Below are 14,980 nucleotides of genomic sequence, written 5' to 3'. Positions count from 1 at the left end.
CGGATGGCCAAGGCAAAAACCAATTTCACCTGCAACGAGTGCGGCGCGATCGCCAACAAGTGGACCGGCCAATGCACGTCCTGCCACCAGTGGAATACGATGGTGGAAACGCCGGTCGAGACCGGCGGCAATAACCGTTATTCGCAACCGGCCCATCTGGCGCTGGCGCAGACCGCGCCGGTGCTGTCGCTGGCCGACATCGACGCCATCGACGTGCCGCGCTTCGGCACCGGCATCGAGGAGTTCGACCGCGTGCTGGGCGGCGGCCTGGTGGCGGGCGGCGTGGTGCTGATCGGCGGCGATCCGGGCATCGGCAAGTCGACCCTGCTGTTGCAGGCGCTGGCCAATGTGTCGCACATGAAGAAGGTGCTGTACGTGTCGGGCGAGGAGTCCGGCGCGCAGATCGCCTTGCGCGCCAAGCGGCTGCAAGTCGATGCGCGCGACCTGAAGCTGCAAGCTGAAATCCAGTTGGAGAAAATCCTCGGCACGCTGGCGGACCTGAAGCCGGAAGTGGCGGTGATCGACTCGATCCAGACCGTGTATTCGGATGCGCTGACGTCCGCGCCCGGCTCGGTGGCGCAGGTGCGCGAATGCGCGGCGCAACTGACGCGCGTGGCCAAGCAGACCGGCGTGACCATCATCCTGGTCGGCCACGTCACCAAGGAAGGCGCGCTGGCGGGTCCGCGTGTGCTGGAGCACATTGTCGATACCGTGCTGTACTTCGAGGGCGACAGCCATTCGAGCTTCCGTCTGGTACGGGCGATCAAGAACCGTTTCGGCGCGGTCAACGAGCTGGGCGTGTTTGCCATGACCGAGAAGGGACTGAAGGGCGTGTCCAACCCATCGGCCTTGTTCTTGTCGCAACATGACAACCAGGTGCCCGGCTCGTGCGTGATGGTGACGCAGGAGGGCACGCGGCCGTTGCTGGTCGAGATTCAGGCGCTGGTGGACGCCAGCCATCTGCCGAATGCGCGCCGGCTGTCGGTCGGGCTGGAGCAGAACCGGCTGGCGATGCTGCTGGCGGTGCTGCACCGTCACGCCGGCATTGCGGCGTTTGACCAGGACGTGTTCATCAATGCGGTGGGCGGCGTCAAGATCAGTGAACCGGCGGTCGACCTGGCGGTGCTGCTGGCGATTAACTCGTCGATGCGCAACAAGGCGCTGCCGCGTGGTTTCGTGGTGTTTGGCGAGGTCGGCCTGGCGGGCGAGATCCGGCCGGCGCCGCGTGGCCAGGAGCGGCTGCGCGAGGCGGCCAAGCTGGGCTTTTCGATTGCGATGATCCCAAGCGCCAACGTGCCCAAGCAGCCAATTGACGGCCTGACAATTATTGCTGTTGACCGAATCGATGATGCCTTCAATAAGCTGCGCGAAATCCAATAACGTTGTATTGTTACGTGTTGTAATCGTTAATAGTGCAAATTACGTAACTAAAGGAACAAGAAAGTGGTAGTCGATCAAAGGACAGGCGCGCGCAAGATCGTGCGTTCGAAGGCAGTCGTGGTGATGGACGGCATGCCGCCGATGCAGGGGCGGACGCTGGACATCGCCAGCACCGGCTTGTCGCTCACGTTTGATCATAAGCTGGCGGCGGGCGATATCGGCATGGTGTCGTTTGAGCTGTTCGTCGAGGGCAAGGCGCAGGTGCTGTCTTGCCGCTCGCGGGTGAATTACTGCATTTTCAGTGGCGATCACTTCAAAATCGGGTTCCAGTTCATGAATCCGGACATGGCCACCATGGCCACCGTCAATAAATTCCTGCGGTAACAGGCGCGGGCCCGGTGTAGCGGGCCCGTGGCCTGATCAGGCGGTTGGCTTGCACCTGCTCCAGCGCGTGCGCCAGCCAGCCGACGCAGCGACCCACGGCAAACAAGATAAACGGGGCGTCTTTCGGCAGATCGCAGGCAGCGGTCAGCAGGGAGAGGGCATAGTCGATGTTCGGCAGCTCGCCGGCCTGTTGTTCTGCGGCCACCGCCAGTGCGGCATGGGGTTCCATCGTTGGCAGCAGTTTGATCAGGGCTTGGGCGCGCGGGTCGCCTTCGCGGTAGAGCGGGTGGCCGAAGGCGGGCAGGGCGCGCTTGCTGGTCAGCCAGTCGTGGACGGCCTGGGCCGGGCTGCCGGCGTTTGCCTGGGTGATCAGTTGGGCAAACTGCTGCGCGGCGCCGCCGTGCAAGGGACCGGTGAGCGTGGTGAAGCCGGCCAGCACGCCGGCCGCCAGCGAGGCGCCGGTGGAGATGGCGACGCGGGCGGCGAAGGTGGAGGCGTTCAGTTCGTTATCCGCCATCAGGACCAAGGCGCGGCGGATCAGGTCTTCATGCGCTTCGGCAAGCCAGGCGCGGGCGAGCCGCTGGCTGATGGGTATGCCGTCGGACGTGGGGCTGGTGCCGACCATGGCGCCGACCAGTGTGGCGAGAACGCCGGCGGCTTCGGCGCGCAGCTCGGCGACGGGACGGCCAAGCGAGGGCGCATCAACCGCGCTGCGGCGGGCGAGGATCAGCAGGCCGGCGGCCAGCGCGCTGTCGGTGACCGTCTGCCCGCTGGCGCTGTCTGCTGTGGCTTGGCTGGCGCTGGTGGCCCAGATCGTGGCCGCTTCATCGGCCGGGCATTCCCACAGCAGTGCGGCAATGTCTTCCAGGCTGGCAGTCTCGGCCAGCCTGGCGGCGTCGTGGCCGCGGTAGAGCAGGCGGCCGTCCAGCGCGGTGGAGATGGCGGAGGGTAGCACCGGGTCGCCATACTGCATCGCCTCGCTGGAGACGATTTCTACTTTGCGCCGTCCGTTGGCGCGGCGCGCCATGCGCAACACATCGTCGCGGTGATACAGGCTGCGGCGCGGATCATCTCCATCCGCCTTGGCGCGAATCTTCCCCCGGCTGACATTGGCATACAGCGTTTGCGGACGAACGTGGAGCACATCCAAAGCCTCGGCGGCGGTCATCCAGACCATCATCACTTCCTATGTTGACACTTCAAGTCAAGATTGACGCTTGGGGACCAGCAGTCCTAAGCTGCGGGCAAGCATAACTTACCTGGAGCCGTCATGCCTGAATCCCTGCTGAACGCCATCTGGACGGCGCTGGACTTGCCTGCTGCGGCGCTGGACGCCGTGCAACTAGTGGGCGAGGGCGCCTTGCCGTCGTACTTTGACGTGACCGGTCTGGCGGCGGCCTCGGTCGGCACGGCGACGCTGGCGGTGCGCGAACTGATGCTGGCGCAGGGTGCTGCGCCAGGCCGCGTGGTGGTGGACCGGCGGCTGGCGTCGATGTGGTTCAGCTGGTCGATCGATCCGGTGGGCTGGGAGCGGCCGCCATTGTGGGACGCGGTGGCCGGCGATTACCCGACTGCCGACGGCTGGATACGCTTGCACACGAACGCGCCGCATCACCGCGCGGCCGCGCTGTCGGTGCTCGGTTGCGCGGCGGAGCGCGCGGCGGTGGCGCGGGCCGTGGCTGGCTGGTCCGGGCTGGCGCTGGAGGAGGCGGTGGTGGCGCAAGGCGGCTGCGCAGCGGTGATGCGTTCCCTGGACGAATGGCGGCGGCACCCGCAAGGCCAAAGCGTCGCCAGGGAGCCGTTGATTGCCTTCATGGCCGCAGGGCTGACCAGCGCAGCGCAGGGTGGCCAGCAAGCGTGCGCCCATTCGGATGGCGCCGTCGATGCGGCAGCCAGCGGCGGCCGGCGAGCATGGGGCTGGACGGCGGGCCGGCCACTGGCAGGGTTGAAGGTGCTGGATCTGACGCGCGTGCTGGCCGGTCCGGTGGCGACGCGTTTCCTGGCTGGCTACGGCGCCGATGTGCTGCGCATCGATCCGCCTAGCTGGAACGAGCCGGGCGTGATTCCTGAGGTGTCGCTTGGCAAACGCTGCGCGCGGCTCGATCTGACGCAGTCGGCTGATCGCGCTGTGTTTGAAGGCTTGCTGGCACAGGCTGACGTGCTGGTCCACGGCTATCGCCCCGACGCGCTGGAGCAGCTGGGCTTTGGCGAGCAAGTGCGGCAGCAACGCAACCCAGGCCTGATTGATGTCTCATTGGATGCGTACGGCTGGACCGGTGCGCTGGCCGGCCGGCGCGGTTTCGATAGCCTGGTGCAGATGAGCTGCGGCATCGCCCAGCACGGCATGCAGATGCAAGGCGCGGGCAAGCCGGTGCCGCTGCCGGTGCAGGCGCTCGACCACGCCACCGGCTATCTGATGGCGGCCGCCGTGGTGCGCGCGTTGATCGCCCGTCTCAACGAAGGCCGCGCGCTGCGTGCCCGGCTGTCGCTGGCGCGCACCGCCACGTTGCTAACCGACGCGCCGTCGTCCGCCGCGTCGCCACTGAATACTCTCGCGCCAGCCGGCGACGGCGACTTTTCGCCACAGCTGGAGCGGACCGAGTGGGGACCGGCACGCCGCTACCGGCCGCCGGTCGGGATCGAGGGCGCCAAGATGGCCTGGGACCGCCCTGCAAGCAACCTTGGCTCATCTGCAGCGCGCTGGGGCCAGGAATAAGGGTAGAATCTAGGTCTATTCACCGCTTTGGTGCATGTATCCATGTTGCATACTATGTAAGTACCAACATGGCGGACCCATCATGACAACTATCAGCAATACGACTAGCTCTACCAGCTCAGGCGTTTCGACCGACGTGTACAACCGCGTCGCGCAAACCATGGCCCCGGCATCCGCCGCTGCCAATAAGGTCAACGCGTCCATTACGAAGGACCAGACCAAGCTGTCGGCACTGGGACAGTTACAGAGCGCCTTATCCAATTTCCAGCAACTGGTAGCCGGCCTGACCGGTGACGGCCTCAGCACCAGCGCCGCCAGCTCGGTCAAGACGGTGCTGACCGCCACTTCGACCGGCAGCGCCAAGGCCGGCACCTACGCGGTAGACGTCAAGCAACTGGCCCAGGGCCAGTTCCTGACCAGCGATGATTTCGCCACCGACGCCAACGGCAAGGTCGGCACCGGCGCCACCACCACCGTCAAGATCGACTTTGGCACCGCGGGCGGCGACAAGGGCTTTGTCGCCAACGCGGCGCTGACTAGCAAGAGCGTCACCATCGACGCCAGCAACAACACGCCGGACGGCATCGCCGCCGCGTTCAAGGCGGCCGGCGTCGACGTCAGCGTGGTCAAGGGCAAGAACGGGGAGTACTCGCTGTCGATCGCGGGCGCCACGGGCGCCGCCAACAGCATGCGCATCAGCGTCAGCGGCGACGCCGCGCTGAAAAACCTGTTGGCCTACGATCCGACCGGCACGCAAAAACTCACGCAGACCAGCGCCGCGCAGGACGCCATCCTCACCGTCGACGGCGGCAAGGAAATCAAGAGCGCCAGCAACACCATCAAGGACACCGCCATCGCCGGCGCCACGCTGAACCTGGTCACGGCCGGCAAGAGCGACGTCACCGTTGCCGCCGGCGCCAGTCAGATCGGCGCCAACCTGAAATCGTTCGTCGCCGCGTATAACGACCTCAACGCCAAAATGCAGAAGCTGCAAAAGGGCGACCTGAAGGCCGACACCGCGTTGAACCAGGCCGCCAACCAGATGAGCCAGCTGCTGAAGACCGGCGGCGGCAGCGTCTCGGTCACCAAGCTGGCCGCAGCTGGCCTCAGCCAGGATAAGGACGGCAACCTGGTGCTGGACGACAAAAAGCTGCAAGCCGCGCTGACCACTGATTCGTCGGCCGTGGCCAAGTTGTTCACCACCAGCGACGGCCGCGGCATTGCCGACCTGCTGTCGGCCAAGGCGGGCTCGCTGAGTTCTTCCAGCAGCGTGCTGAACAAGGAAACCTCGCTGGTCACCAACGAGATCAAGAGCCTGACCGCCAAGAAAGCCAGCATGACCAAGGCCCTGACCGCCCAGGCCAACGCCTTGGCGGCGCTGTACACCGCCCAGGCCCAGACCGGCTCCGGCAGCGCACTGAACGGCACCAGTACCGGCACCGGCACCTTGTTCGATATGCTGGGCTGATGCTTCATATCAGAAGGTGTAGACTGCATCCAAGAGAACTCCGCTGAGGTGTGTCATGGACGAAGCTGCACCGCATACAACATATGAATTGGACGCTGCGCTGAACGCTGAAATCGTTGCGTTGGCATTGAGACGTAATGAGGTGCCTCAGCAATTGGTTCGAGAGGCGGTCGCAAAATATTTGCTGGATGCCGAATACGAAATGCGACGCAAAACCGCCTTCGCTGCGTTAAGGCATCCCCATCGCGATAACGGCATGTTTGGCGCGTGGCGAGGTGCTGACATTGATGGCGTCGCCTATCAAATGGACCTCCGGTCTAAATGAACCATCTCGTATTCGACACCAACATCCTGATTGACTACCTTCGCGGCAACTTCGATGCTCTTGCTGTGATCGACTCTTGCCCGCATCCAGTTATCAGCAAAATCACTTACATGGAAGTGATGGTCGGATGTAAATACTCAATCACGGGTGCGGAGCCTGGGGATTATGAGAGTGCGTTGGCAGCGATTGAAGGCGTGACGCGGCAATGGATGCACTCTACATTCAAGATTATGCCGATTGATGATCAGACCGCGGACTTTTCCATCGAAGTGCGCAAGCAAACGCACAAAAAATTGCCGGATACAGTCATCCACGCGAGTGCCATTCTGAATGGGTGGGATATCGTTACGCGCAATCCTCTCGACTTCCCTTCGTTGATAAAAGTTCCAGCTGGATATGAAAATATCAGGGTAATCGTTCCGTATCCGGGCTGATTGCGCAGACATTGCTTGCATCCAGACCGGCTATGCCCGATCATCACGGCTTGTGCGTGTATCCATTTTCGGAGGTGTTATGGCAGGGAAGTTCGTTGGCGCGGCGCTGGTGGCTGCTGGTTTGATGGTAGGCGCGGTCCAGGCGCAAGAGGAAAAAGTCCTCAATATCTACAACTGGTCGGACTACATCGCCGAGGATACGGTTAAGAATTTTGAAAAAGAAACCGGTATCAAGGTCCGTTACGACCTGTTCGATAACAACGAAATCCTGAACTCCAAGCTGGTGGCCGGCAAGTCCGGCTACGACATCGTGGTGCCGACCGCCCAGTGGGCGCGGTTGCAAATCGATGCCAAGCAGCTGCGCAAGCTGGACAAGTCCAAACTGCCGAACCTGAAAAATCTCGACCCGGCCATCCAGGCCAAGCTGGCCAACATCGACCCGGGCAATGACTACCTGGTCGACTGGCTGTGGGGTTACACCACGGTCGGCATCAATGTGAACAAGGTCAAAGCCGCGCTGGGCGGCATGCCGCTGCCGGACAATGCCTGGGAGCTGGTGTTCAATCCGAAATATGCGTCCAAACTGAAATCGTGCGGCGTGTCCTTCCTCGACTCGCCGTCGGAAGTGCTGCCGCCAGCGCTGATCTACGCCGGCAAGCCGGCCTTCTCGAAAAACGCCGCCGACTACGTGGAAGCCGGCAAGGTGCTGCAGGCGATCCGTCCCTACGTCACGCTGTTCAGCTCGTCGGGCTATATCAATGACCTGGCCAACGGCGGCGTGTGCGTGGCGCTGGGCTGGTCGGGCGACATCAACATCGCGCGTCAGCGCGCCATCGACGCCAAGAACGGCAATGTGATCGAGGTGCTGGTGCCGAAGACTTCGGCCGCGCTGGTGTTCGATACGATGGCGATTCCGGCCGATGCGCCGCACCCGAACAACGCGCATTTGTGGATCAACTACATCATGCGTCCGGAAGTGCACGCCAGCCTTACCAACAAGGTGTTCTACGCCAATCCGAACGCGGCCAGCGTCAAGTTCGTGCGCAAGGATATCGCCGGCAACAAGACGGTGTTCCTGTCGGACGAGGACAAGAAGAAGATGGCAGCGCCGGAACCGGTGCCGGCGGATATTCGCCGCAACATCACGCGCATCTACACGAAGTTTAAAACTGGCGTGTAAACAATGAACGGCGCGAGGGGCCGTGTCCGCGAGGGCACGCCACTGGCGCCGTCAGCTTCTGTGAAGCGGATAGCTATTCGTGATAGCGGTCTAGCAAGCGATTTTTACTGCCACGCATTTCCTGTACCAGTTCATAGACCACGAGGGCGATCATGCCCCCGAACATCCCCATGGTGAGCAAGGTGAACATCATGATGGCCTCCCCCGAGTAGTTGATACAATTAAACTCTAGCAGATGGCGGAGGCTTTACAAGCCTATTTCACGACGAGGTCGGCTGCCATGACGGCTTTAAGATACACAGTCAGCGGTTCGCCCGGCTCGCGTTGCGCAAACCACCAGGCGCTGGCCTTGCGGATGTCCCATTCAAGGTCATCGCCGGTCATCAGCATCGACGCCACCTGACCCAGCGTCGGCTGGTGGCCGACCACCAGCACCGACTCTTTATTGCCCGGCCAGTTGACCGCCTTGAGGATGTCGGCCGGATCGGCGCCGGGCGCCAGGTCGGTATGGATTTTGAATTTGCGGCCCAGCGCTTCGACCGTCTGCAAGGTGCGCACGGCCGGGCTGGACAGGATGCGGCAGCTGTCCGGCAGTTGCGAGTTCAGCCATTGGCCCATGCGGCGCGCCTGTTTCTGGCCCTTGACGGTCAGCGCCCGTTCCAGATCGGTCATGCCGGGCGCCGCATCTTCGGCCTCGGCGTGCCGCCACAAAATGAGATCCATGCTTTTCTCCTGAGTTATATCTGGAAATACATTCGGAACAGATCTCTGCCGCACACCTCCCGGCGCGCGGCGGCTTATTCTCCCAGATGGGCGTTGGGCGTACCCAGCGTTTCCATCAGATGCTGCTGGGCGCTGAACGGCGCCTGCTTGCTGCGCGCCTTGCGGCGCTGGTAGTGGCCGTCCGCCTCCAGCTCCCACGCATTCAGATTGTCCTTCAAATACGGCGTCAGCCCCTCGGCCATTACCCGCCGCTTGAGCGCCTTGTCCAGGATCGGGAAGGCGACTTCGATGCGGCGGAACAGGTTGCGGCTCATCCAGTCGGCGCTGGCCAGGTAAGTGTCATGCGCCAGGTCGTTGCGGAAGTAGTAAATGCGGCTGTGCTCCAGGAAGCGGCCGATCACCGAACGCACCTTGATGTTTTCCGACAGCCCCGGCACGCCCGGCTTGAGGGTGCAGGCGCCGCGCACGATCAGGTCGATCTTGACGCCGTCCTTGGACGCCGCGTACAGCGCGCGGATCACCGATTCGTCCACCAGCGCATTGATTTTAACAATAATCCGGCCCGGTCGTCCTGCGCGTGCAATGCGTGCTTCGTTGCGGATCGCCTTGATGATTTCGTTCTGCAGCGCGAACGGCGCCAGCCACAGGTGCGTGAGCCGGTGCGGCTTGGTCAGCGAGGTCAGATGGATGAACACTTCGTTGACTTCCTGGCTCATGCCGGGATGGCAGGTCAACAGGCCAAAGTCGGTGTAGAACTTGGTGGTGGTCGGGTGGTAGTTGCCGGTGCCGAGGTGGGCGTAGTAGCGCAGCTTGCCTTCTTCGCGGCGGATCACCAGCGCCACCTTGGCGTGGGTCTTCAGGCCGACCACGCCGTACACCACCTGCGCGCCGGCCTGTTCCAGCTTGTCGGCCCAGTTGATGTTGGCTTCCTCGTCGAAGCGCGCCTTGAGCTCGACGATGACGGTGACTTCCTTGCCGGCGCGGGCGGCGATGATCAGCGACTCCATCAGGTCGGAGTTCATGCCGGTGCGGTAAATCGTCTGCTTGATCGCCACCACCGCCGGATCAAAGGCGGCGCTGCGGATGAAATCGATGACGGTCTGGAACGACTGGTAAGGGTGGTGCAGCAGGATATCGTGGTCGCGCAGCGCGGCGAAGATATCCTGGTTGCCCGGCTTGTAGGCCAGGCCGGGGTAGAACGGCGGGAAGCGCAGCGCCGGGTTGTCGACGTGGTCCATGATCTCGTTCAGCCGCACCAGGTTGACCGGGCCGTTGACCGCGTACAGACGGCTCTGATGCAGGCCGAACTGATCCAGCAGGAATTGCGACAGTTCCGGCGGACAGTTCATGGCCACTTCCAGCCGCACCGAGGCGCCGAACTGGCGGCCGACCAGCTCGCCCTTGAGCGCCTGGCGCAGGTTTTTGACTTCGTCCTCGTCGACCCACAGATCGCTGTCGCGGGTCACGCGGAACTGCGAGTAGCCGATCACTTCGCGGCCGGCGAACAGGTCCGAGATATGGGCGTGGATCACCGACGACAGCAGGCAGAACGACATGCCGCCGCTCTTCGACAAATGGTCCGGCAGGCGGATCACGCGTGGCAGCACGCGCGGCGCCTTGACGATGGCAATGGCGGTGCCACGCCCGAAGGCATCCTTGCCGCCCAGCTGCACGATGAAGTTGAGGCTCTTGTTCACCACTTGCGGGAACGGGTGGGCCGGATCGAGACCGATCGGCGTCAGCAGCGGCCGTACCTCGGTGTCGAAGTATTCCTTGACCCAGGCGCGCTGCGCCTCGTTGCGCTCGTTGTGGCGCACCAGGTGGATGCCGTTGGCCGCCATCTCCGGCAGGATCTGGGTATTCAGCAGTTCATATTGGTCGGCCACCAGCGCGTGGCACTCATTGCTGATGCGCGACAGCGTGGCGACCAGGGCAGGGTGGCTGGACAGCGCGCCGTCGCCGGCGCCGGCCGCCAGCAGGCTGGCCACGCGCACTTCAAAGAATTCGTCGAGGTTGCTGCTGGCGATGCACAGATAACGCAGCCGCTCTAATAAGGGAATGCTGCGGTCCTCCGCCTGCGCCAACACGCGGCGGTTGAACATCAGTTGCGACAGTTCCCGGTCGAGGAAGGCCGAGTTCTTGTTTACTTCAGCATGCAAGTCAGGCTTCATGTGTTTTTGTTCACTTTGCAGGTAATTCCATTCTAGCGTGTTTAAGCCAAGAATGATTGCAACAGTGTAAAGAAGAAATATGACAGCCCCATGACAGAGTCTGTCATAAATGCCTTCCGATTATGACAGGGCGGCGTAACATAGAGTGGCGGCGCAGCGGGTTTACAGAGGGAGAAGCGGGCGGCTTAACTATTTTTGAAATATTTTGCCCATGTCATAAACATGTCATAAATGGCCGTTAGACTTCGCAGCATCCTAACCTGTCATAAAAAAGGACTTGAAATGCGACTGAAACAATTGATCTCCTCCCTGATGGTCGGCGCAGCAGCTGTAATGGCTTTCTCGTCGGCTGCTCACGCCGCCGATATGACCGGCGCCGGCGCAACCTTCCCATACCCAATCTACGCTAAATGGGCAGAGTCGTACAAAGCCGCCACCGGCAACGGCCTGAACTACCAATCCGTCGGTTCGGGCGCTGGCATCAAGCAGATCAAAGCCAAGACCGTCGATTTCGGCGCCTCTGACATGCCACTGAGCGTAGCCGACCTGGACGCCGATGGCCTGATGCAGTTCCCGGCCATCATGGGCGGTGTTGTGACCGTGGTTAACCTGGAAGGCATCACCCCAGGCCAGATGAAACTGACCGGCCCGGTTGTGGCGGACATCTACCTGGGCAAGATCACCAAGTGGAATGACCCGGCGATCGTCGCCCTGAACCCAGGCGTTAAACTGCCAGCCGAAGAAATCACCGTGGTGCACCGCGCCGACGGTTCGGGCACCTCGTTCCTGTTCACCGACTTCCTGTCGAAAACCAGCGCTGAATTCAAGACCAAGATCGGCGCTTCGACCGCGGTGAAATGGATCGTCGGCGTGGGCGGCAAGGGTAACGAAGGCGTCGCCGCCAACGTGCAGCGCATCAAGGGTTCGATCGGCTACGTCGAGTGGGCTTACGCTAAAAAGAACAAAATGTCGCACACCCAGCTGAAAAACAAGGACGGCAACTTCCTGCAGCCTGACGACGAGTTCTTCAAAGCCGCTGCCGCCAGCGCCGAGTGGACCAAGACCCCAGGCTTCGGCGTGGTGCTGACCGACCAGGCTGGCAAAAACTCGTGGCCAATCACCGGCGTGTCGTTCATCCTGATGCACAAATCGCAGGCTGACGCTGCCAAAGGCAAAGAAGTCATCAAGTTCTTCGACTGGGCCTTCAAAAACGGCGGCGCTGCTGCTACCGAACTGGACTACGTTCCACTGCCAGCATCGGTTGTCAAACTGGTGCAGGAATCGTGGAAAGCCAACCTGAAAGACGCTTCGGGTAAAGCCATCTACTAATCCGGACTGTCCCTTCGCCGCCGGCAATCAAGGCGGCGAGGGGGTTAGCCTGCTGCGCCCCATCGGACGCAGCAGGCTAGCTTACATCCACCGAGAAAAAATATGAGCGCAGATATCACTTCCACGCCACTATCCAAGCAAGGGCCAGCCATGCAAACCAGCACCGCGCAAATGTCCGCCGTGGAGCAGGCTGCCATGCAGTCCATGCTCCGCACCATGCGCAAGCAGCGCATCCAGGATTTCTTCTTCCACAAAACCACGATGATCTTCGCGCTGTCGGTCCTGGCGGTGCTGTTGGGGATTATCTTTTCCTTGATGGTCGGCGCCTGGCCGGCCTTCAAGGAGTTCGGTCCGGCCTTCATCACCACCGTTGAATGGGACCCGGTCAATGACCAGTATGGCGCGTTGATCGCCATCACCGGCACCCTGGTCACCTCCGGTCTGGCGCTGCTGATCGCGTTCCCGGTATCGTTCGGCATCGCGCTGTTCCTGACCGAAATCTGCCCGGCCTCGCTGCGCCGCCCGCTGGGCACGGCGGTCGAGCTGCTGGCCGGTATCCCGTCGATCATCTACGGCATGTGGGGCCTGTTCGTGTTTGCGCCGCTGTTTGGCGACTACGTGCAGCCGTTCCTGAAGCAGACCATCGGCCAGCTGCCGCTGATCGGCCAGTTCTTCAGCGGCCCGACCATGGGCATCGGCATCCTGACCGCCGCGCTGATCCTGGCGGTGATGATCATCCCGTTTATCTCCTCGGTGATGCGCGACGTGTTCGAGATCGTGCCGGCCGTGCTGAAGGAATCGGCATACGGCCTGGGCTGCACCCGCTGGGAAGTGGTGCGCAAGATCGTGCTGCCTTACACCAAGACCGGTGTGGTCGGCGGCGTCATGCTCGGCCTCGGCCGCGCGCTGGGCGAGACCATGGCGGTGACCTTCGTCATCGGTAACGCCAACAAGCTGTCGTGGTCGCTGTTCGCGGCGGGTAACTCGATCGCCTCGACGCTGGCCAATGAATTCGCCGAATCGGACACCGTGCTGCACACCTCGTCGCTGTTCGCGCTGGCGCTGATCCTGTTCGTGATCACCTTTATCGTTCTGTCCGCCGCCAAGCTGATGCTGGCCGGCATGTCTCGCAAGGAAGGCGTCAAATAATGAGCGCAACTCTGGAAAAAGCCGCGATGAATCCGGTTTATCGCAAGCGTCTGCTGACGCACCGCATCGGCATCGCCATGTCGGTGTTCGCCATGTCGATCGGCCTGGCCGTGCTGGCCTGGATTCTGGTGACGCTGATCGTCAAGGGTTTCGGCGCCCTCAGCATCGACCTGTTCACGCAAACCACGCCGGCCCCGGGCAGCGAGGGCGGCGGCCTGTTGAATGCCATCGTCGGCAGCCTGATGATCGTCGGCCTGTCGACCCTGATCTCGACCCCGATCGGCATCCTGGCCGGTATGTACCTGGCCGAATACGGCGAAGAAAACAAGATCGCCAGCATCACCCGCTTTGTCACCGACATCATGCTGTCGGCGCCATCGATCGTGATCGGCATGTTCGTCTGGGCCATGTACGTGGCCACCGCCAAGCACTACTCCGGTTACGCCGGTTCGGTGGCGCTGGCGCTGATCGCCGTGCCGGTGGTGGTGCGCACCACCGACAACATGCTGCGCCTGGTGCCGAACAATCTGCTGGAAGCCGCGTTTGCGCTGGGTGCGCCACGCTGGAAAGTAGCGATGACGGTGCGCCTGCGCGCCGTCAAGGCCGGCGTCATCACCGGCGTGCTGCTGGCGGTGGCCCGCGTGTCCGGCGAAACCGCGCCGCTGCTGTTCACCGCGCTGAACAACCAGTTCATGAGCGTCGACATGAACGCGCCGATCGCCAACCTGCCGGTGGTGATCTACGGCTACGCCATGAGCCCATATGACAACTGGCGCGAACTGGCCTGGGGCGGCGCACTGCTGGTAACTTTCAGCGTGCTGGCCCTGAACGTGATTTCGCGTACCCTGTTTGCCCAAAAAGCCCCGAACTAATTATTTAAAGCGAATCCATACAATGAATACGCAACTGAACCAGGAAAACGTCGTCGCCATGAACCAGGGCAAACGCAAAACCATCGAGATTTCCGGCCTGAACTTCTTCTACGGTAAGACCCAGAGCCTGCACAACGTCAGCCTGGACATCCATGAGCGCCAGGTCACCGCCTTTATCGGTCCGTCGGGCTGCGGCAAGTCGACCCTGCTGCGCACGCTGAACCGCATGTACGACCTGTACCCCGGCCAGCGCGCCGAAGGTTCGATCATGTACCGCGGCCGTAACATCCTCGAAGGCGGCCAGGATCTGAACATGCTGCGCGCCAAGGTCGGCATGGTGTTCCAGAAGCCGACCCCGTTCCCGATGTCGATCTACGACAACATCGCGTTCGGCGTGCGGCTGTACGAAGATCTGTCGAAAGGCGAGATGGACGAGCGCGTCGAATGGGCGCTGAAAAAGGCCGCGCTGTGGACCGAGGTCAAGGACAAGTTGAGCAAGAGCGGCCTGTCGCTGTCCGGCGGTCAGCAGCAGCGTCTGTGCATCGCCCGCGGCGTCGCCGTCAAACCGGATGTGCTGCTGCTGGATGAGCCGACCTCGGCGCTGGACCCGATCTCGACCTCGAAAGTGGAAGAACTGATCAGCGAGCTGAAACAGGACTACACCATCGCCATCGTGACCCACAACATGCAGCAGGCCGCGCGCTGCTCGGACTACACCGCCTATATGTACCTGGGCGAGCTGGTCGAATTCGGCGAGACCGATCAGATCTTCATGAATCCGGCCCGCAAGGAAACCCAGGATTACATCACCGGCCGTTTCGGCTGATCGACCTTTATAATATTAGAATC

At 62.2% G+C, this 14,980-nt stretch carries 14 protein-coding genes; 11 read left to right on the top strand and 3 right to left on the bottom strand.

What is annotated here, in order from left to right:
• Positions 1–3: 3 nt before the first annotated feature.
• Positions 4–1,380 (top strand): DNA repair protein RadA, encoded by a 1,377-nt coding sequence (gene radA, locus GTP55_RS15820; RefSeq protein WP_161045828.1) that lies wholly within the window; start codon positions 4–6, stop codon positions 1,378–1,380.
• Between the two features lie 63 nt (positions 1,381–1,443).
• A complete protein-coding gene (locus tag GTP55_RS15815; protein ID WP_110848430.1) occupies positions 1,444–1,764 on the top strand; it encodes a PilZ domain-containing protein in 321 nt (106 codons plus the stop codon).
• On the opposite strand, the gene GTP55_RS15810 is transcribed toward GTP55_RS15815, so the two are convergent.
• Positions 1,745–2,944, bottom strand: coding sequence for a citrate synthase family protein (locus GTP55_RS15810; protein WP_229257951.1), 1,200 nt, complete (start codon positions 2,942–2,944; stop codon positions 1,745–1,747). The two genes, GTP55_RS15815 and GTP55_RS15810, sit on opposite strands and share 20 nt — an antisense overlap.
• Positions 2,945–3,034: 90 nt before the next feature.
• Between GTP55_RS15810 and GTP55_RS15805 the strand changes: the two genes are divergently transcribed.
• From GTP55_RS15805 to GTP55_RS15785, 5 genes are all read left to right on the top strand, one after another.
• Positions 3,035–4,480: a CoA transferase gene (locus tag GTP55_RS15805; RefSeq protein WP_161045827.1), complete on the top strand. Its 1,446-nt coding sequence runs from the start codon at positions 3,035–3,037 to the stop codon at positions 4,478–4,480.
• A gap of 82 nt (positions 4,481–4,562) precedes the next feature.
• Entirely contained in the window at positions 4,563–5,948 is a 1,386-nt protein-coding gene (gene fliD, locus GTP55_RS15800; RefSeq protein ID WP_161045826.1) for a flagellar filament capping protein FliD, read from the top strand.
• A gap of 55 nt (positions 5,949–6,003) precedes the next feature.
• On the top strand, positions 6,004–6,273 hold the full coding sequence (locus tag GTP55_RS15795; RefSeq protein WP_161045825.1) for a hypothetical protein: 270 nt from the start codon (positions 6,004–6,006) through the stop codon (positions 6,271–6,273).
• A complete protein-coding gene (locus GTP55_RS15790) occupies positions 6,270–6,707 on the top strand; it encodes a PIN domain-containing protein (protein WP_161045824.1) in 438 nt (145 codons plus the stop codon). Before GTP55_RS15795 ends, GTP55_RS15790 begins: the two co-directional genes overlap by 4 nt.
• Positions 6,708–6,786: 79 nt before the next feature.
• The gene (locus GTP55_RS15785; protein ID WP_161045823.1) at positions 6,787–7,887 is read left to right on the top strand and encodes a polyamine ABC transporter substrate-binding protein; all 1,101 of its coding nucleotides are present in this window, start codon (positions 6,787–6,789) and stop codon (positions 7,885–7,887) included.
• 255 nt (positions 7,888–8,142) lie between these two features.
• Here the strand turns inward: GTP55_RS15785 and sixA are convergent, their stop codons facing one another.
• Together sixA and ppk1 are read right to left on the bottom strand one after the other, a co-directional pair.
• Positions 8,143–8,610, bottom strand: coding sequence for a phosphohistidine phosphatase SixA (sixA, locus tag GTP55_RS15780; RefSeq protein WP_161045822.1), 468 nt, complete (start codon positions 8,608–8,610; stop codon positions 8,143–8,145).
• A 74-nt stretch (positions 8,611–8,684) separates the two neighbouring features.
• Positions 8,685–10,781 carry a polyphosphate kinase 1 gene (gene ppk1, locus GTP55_RS15775; protein ID WP_161045821.1) on the bottom strand — a complete coding sequence of 699 codons (2,097 nt, stop codon included), beginning with the start codon at positions 10,779–10,781 and terminating at the stop codon, positions 8,685–8,687.
• Positions 10,782–11,063: 282 nt separating this feature from the next.
• Between ppk1 and pstS the strand changes: the two genes are divergently transcribed.
• From pstS to pstB, 4 genes are all read left to right on the top strand, one after another.
• Entirely contained in the window at positions 11,064–12,110 is a 1,047-nt protein-coding gene (pstS, locus tag GTP55_RS15770) for a phosphate ABC transporter substrate-binding protein PstS (protein ID WP_161045820.1), read from the top strand.
• Positions 12,111–12,260: 150 nt separating this feature from the next.
• Complete coding sequence (pstC, locus tag GTP55_RS15765) at positions 12,261–13,259, top strand: phosphate ABC transporter permease subunit PstC (protein ID WP_161045919.1); 999 nt, start codon at positions 12,261–12,263, stop codon at positions 13,257–13,259.
• Entirely contained in the window at positions 13,259–14,131 is an 873-nt protein-coding gene (pstA, locus tag GTP55_RS15760) for a phosphate ABC transporter permease PstA (RefSeq protein ID WP_161045819.1), read from the top strand. Before pstC ends, pstA begins: the two co-directional genes overlap by 1 nt.
• 22 nt (positions 14,132–14,153) lie before the next feature.
• Positions 14,154–14,957, top strand: a complete 804-nt coding sequence (gene pstB, locus GTP55_RS15755) for a phosphate ABC transporter ATP-binding protein PstB (RefSeq protein ID WP_229257950.1) — start codon at positions 14,154–14,156, stop codon at positions 14,955–14,957.
• The last annotated feature ends 23 nt before the right edge of the window (positions 14,958–14,980 follow it).

This window comes from Duganella margarita, from assembly GCF_009857535.1.
Classification (GTDB): Bacteria; Pseudomonadota; Gammaproteobacteria; order Burkholderiales; family Burkholderiaceae_D; genus Rugamonas; species Rugamonas margarita.
Note: the sequence above shows the minus strand (reverse complement) of the source record. Positions and strands in the feature narration are given on the sequence as shown.

Bases quoted from the DNA above. Each gene is read 5' to 3' on its own strand.
- radA (WP_161045828.1), top strand. From the start codon at position 4: ATGGCCAAGGCAAAAACCAATTTCACCTGCAACGAGTGCGGCGCGATC.
- GTP55_RS15810 (WP_229257951.1), bottom strand. From the start codon at position 2,944: ATGATGGTCTGGATGACCGCCGCCGAGGCTTTGGATGTGCTCCACGTT.
- GTP55_RS15805 (WP_161045827.1), top strand. From the start codon at position 3,035: ATGCCTGAATCCCTGCTGAACGCCATCTGGACGGCGCTGGACTTGCCT.
- fliD (WP_161045826.1), top strand. From the start codon at position 4,563: ATGACAACTATCAGCAATACGACTAGCTCTACCAGCTCAGGCGTTTCG.
- GTP55_RS15795 (WP_161045825.1), top strand. From the start codon at position 6,004: ATGGACGAAGCTGCACCGCATACAACATATGAATTGGACGCTGCGCTG.
- GTP55_RS15790 (WP_161045824.1), top strand. From the start codon at position 6,270: ATGAACCATCTCGTATTCGACACCAACATCCTGATTGACTACCTTCGC.
- GTP55_RS15785 (WP_161045823.1), top strand. From the start codon at position 6,787: ATGGCAGGGAAGTTCGTTGGCGCGGCGCTGGTGGCTGCTGGTTTGATG.
- sixA (WP_161045822.1), bottom strand. From the start codon at position 8,610: ATGGATCTCATTTTGTGGCGGCACGCCGAGGCCGAAGATGCGGCGCCC.
- ppk1 (WP_161045821.1), bottom strand. From the start codon at position 10,781: ATGAAGCCTGACTTGCATGCTGAAGTAAACAAGAACTCGGCCTTCCTC.
- pstS (WP_161045820.1), top strand. From the start codon at position 11,064: ATGCGACTGAAACAATTGATCTCCTCCCTGATGGTCGGCGCAGCAGCT.
- pstC (WP_161045919.1), top strand. From the start codon at position 12,261: ATGCAAACCAGCACCGCGCAAATGTCCGCCGTGGAGCAGGCTGCCATG.
- pstA (WP_161045819.1), top strand. From the start codon at position 13,259: ATGAGCGCAACTCTGGAAAAAGCCGCGATGAATCCGGTTTATCGCAAG.
- pstB (WP_229257950.1), top strand. From the start codon at position 14,154: ATGAATACGCAACTGAACCAGGAAAACGTCGTCGCCATGAACCAGGGC.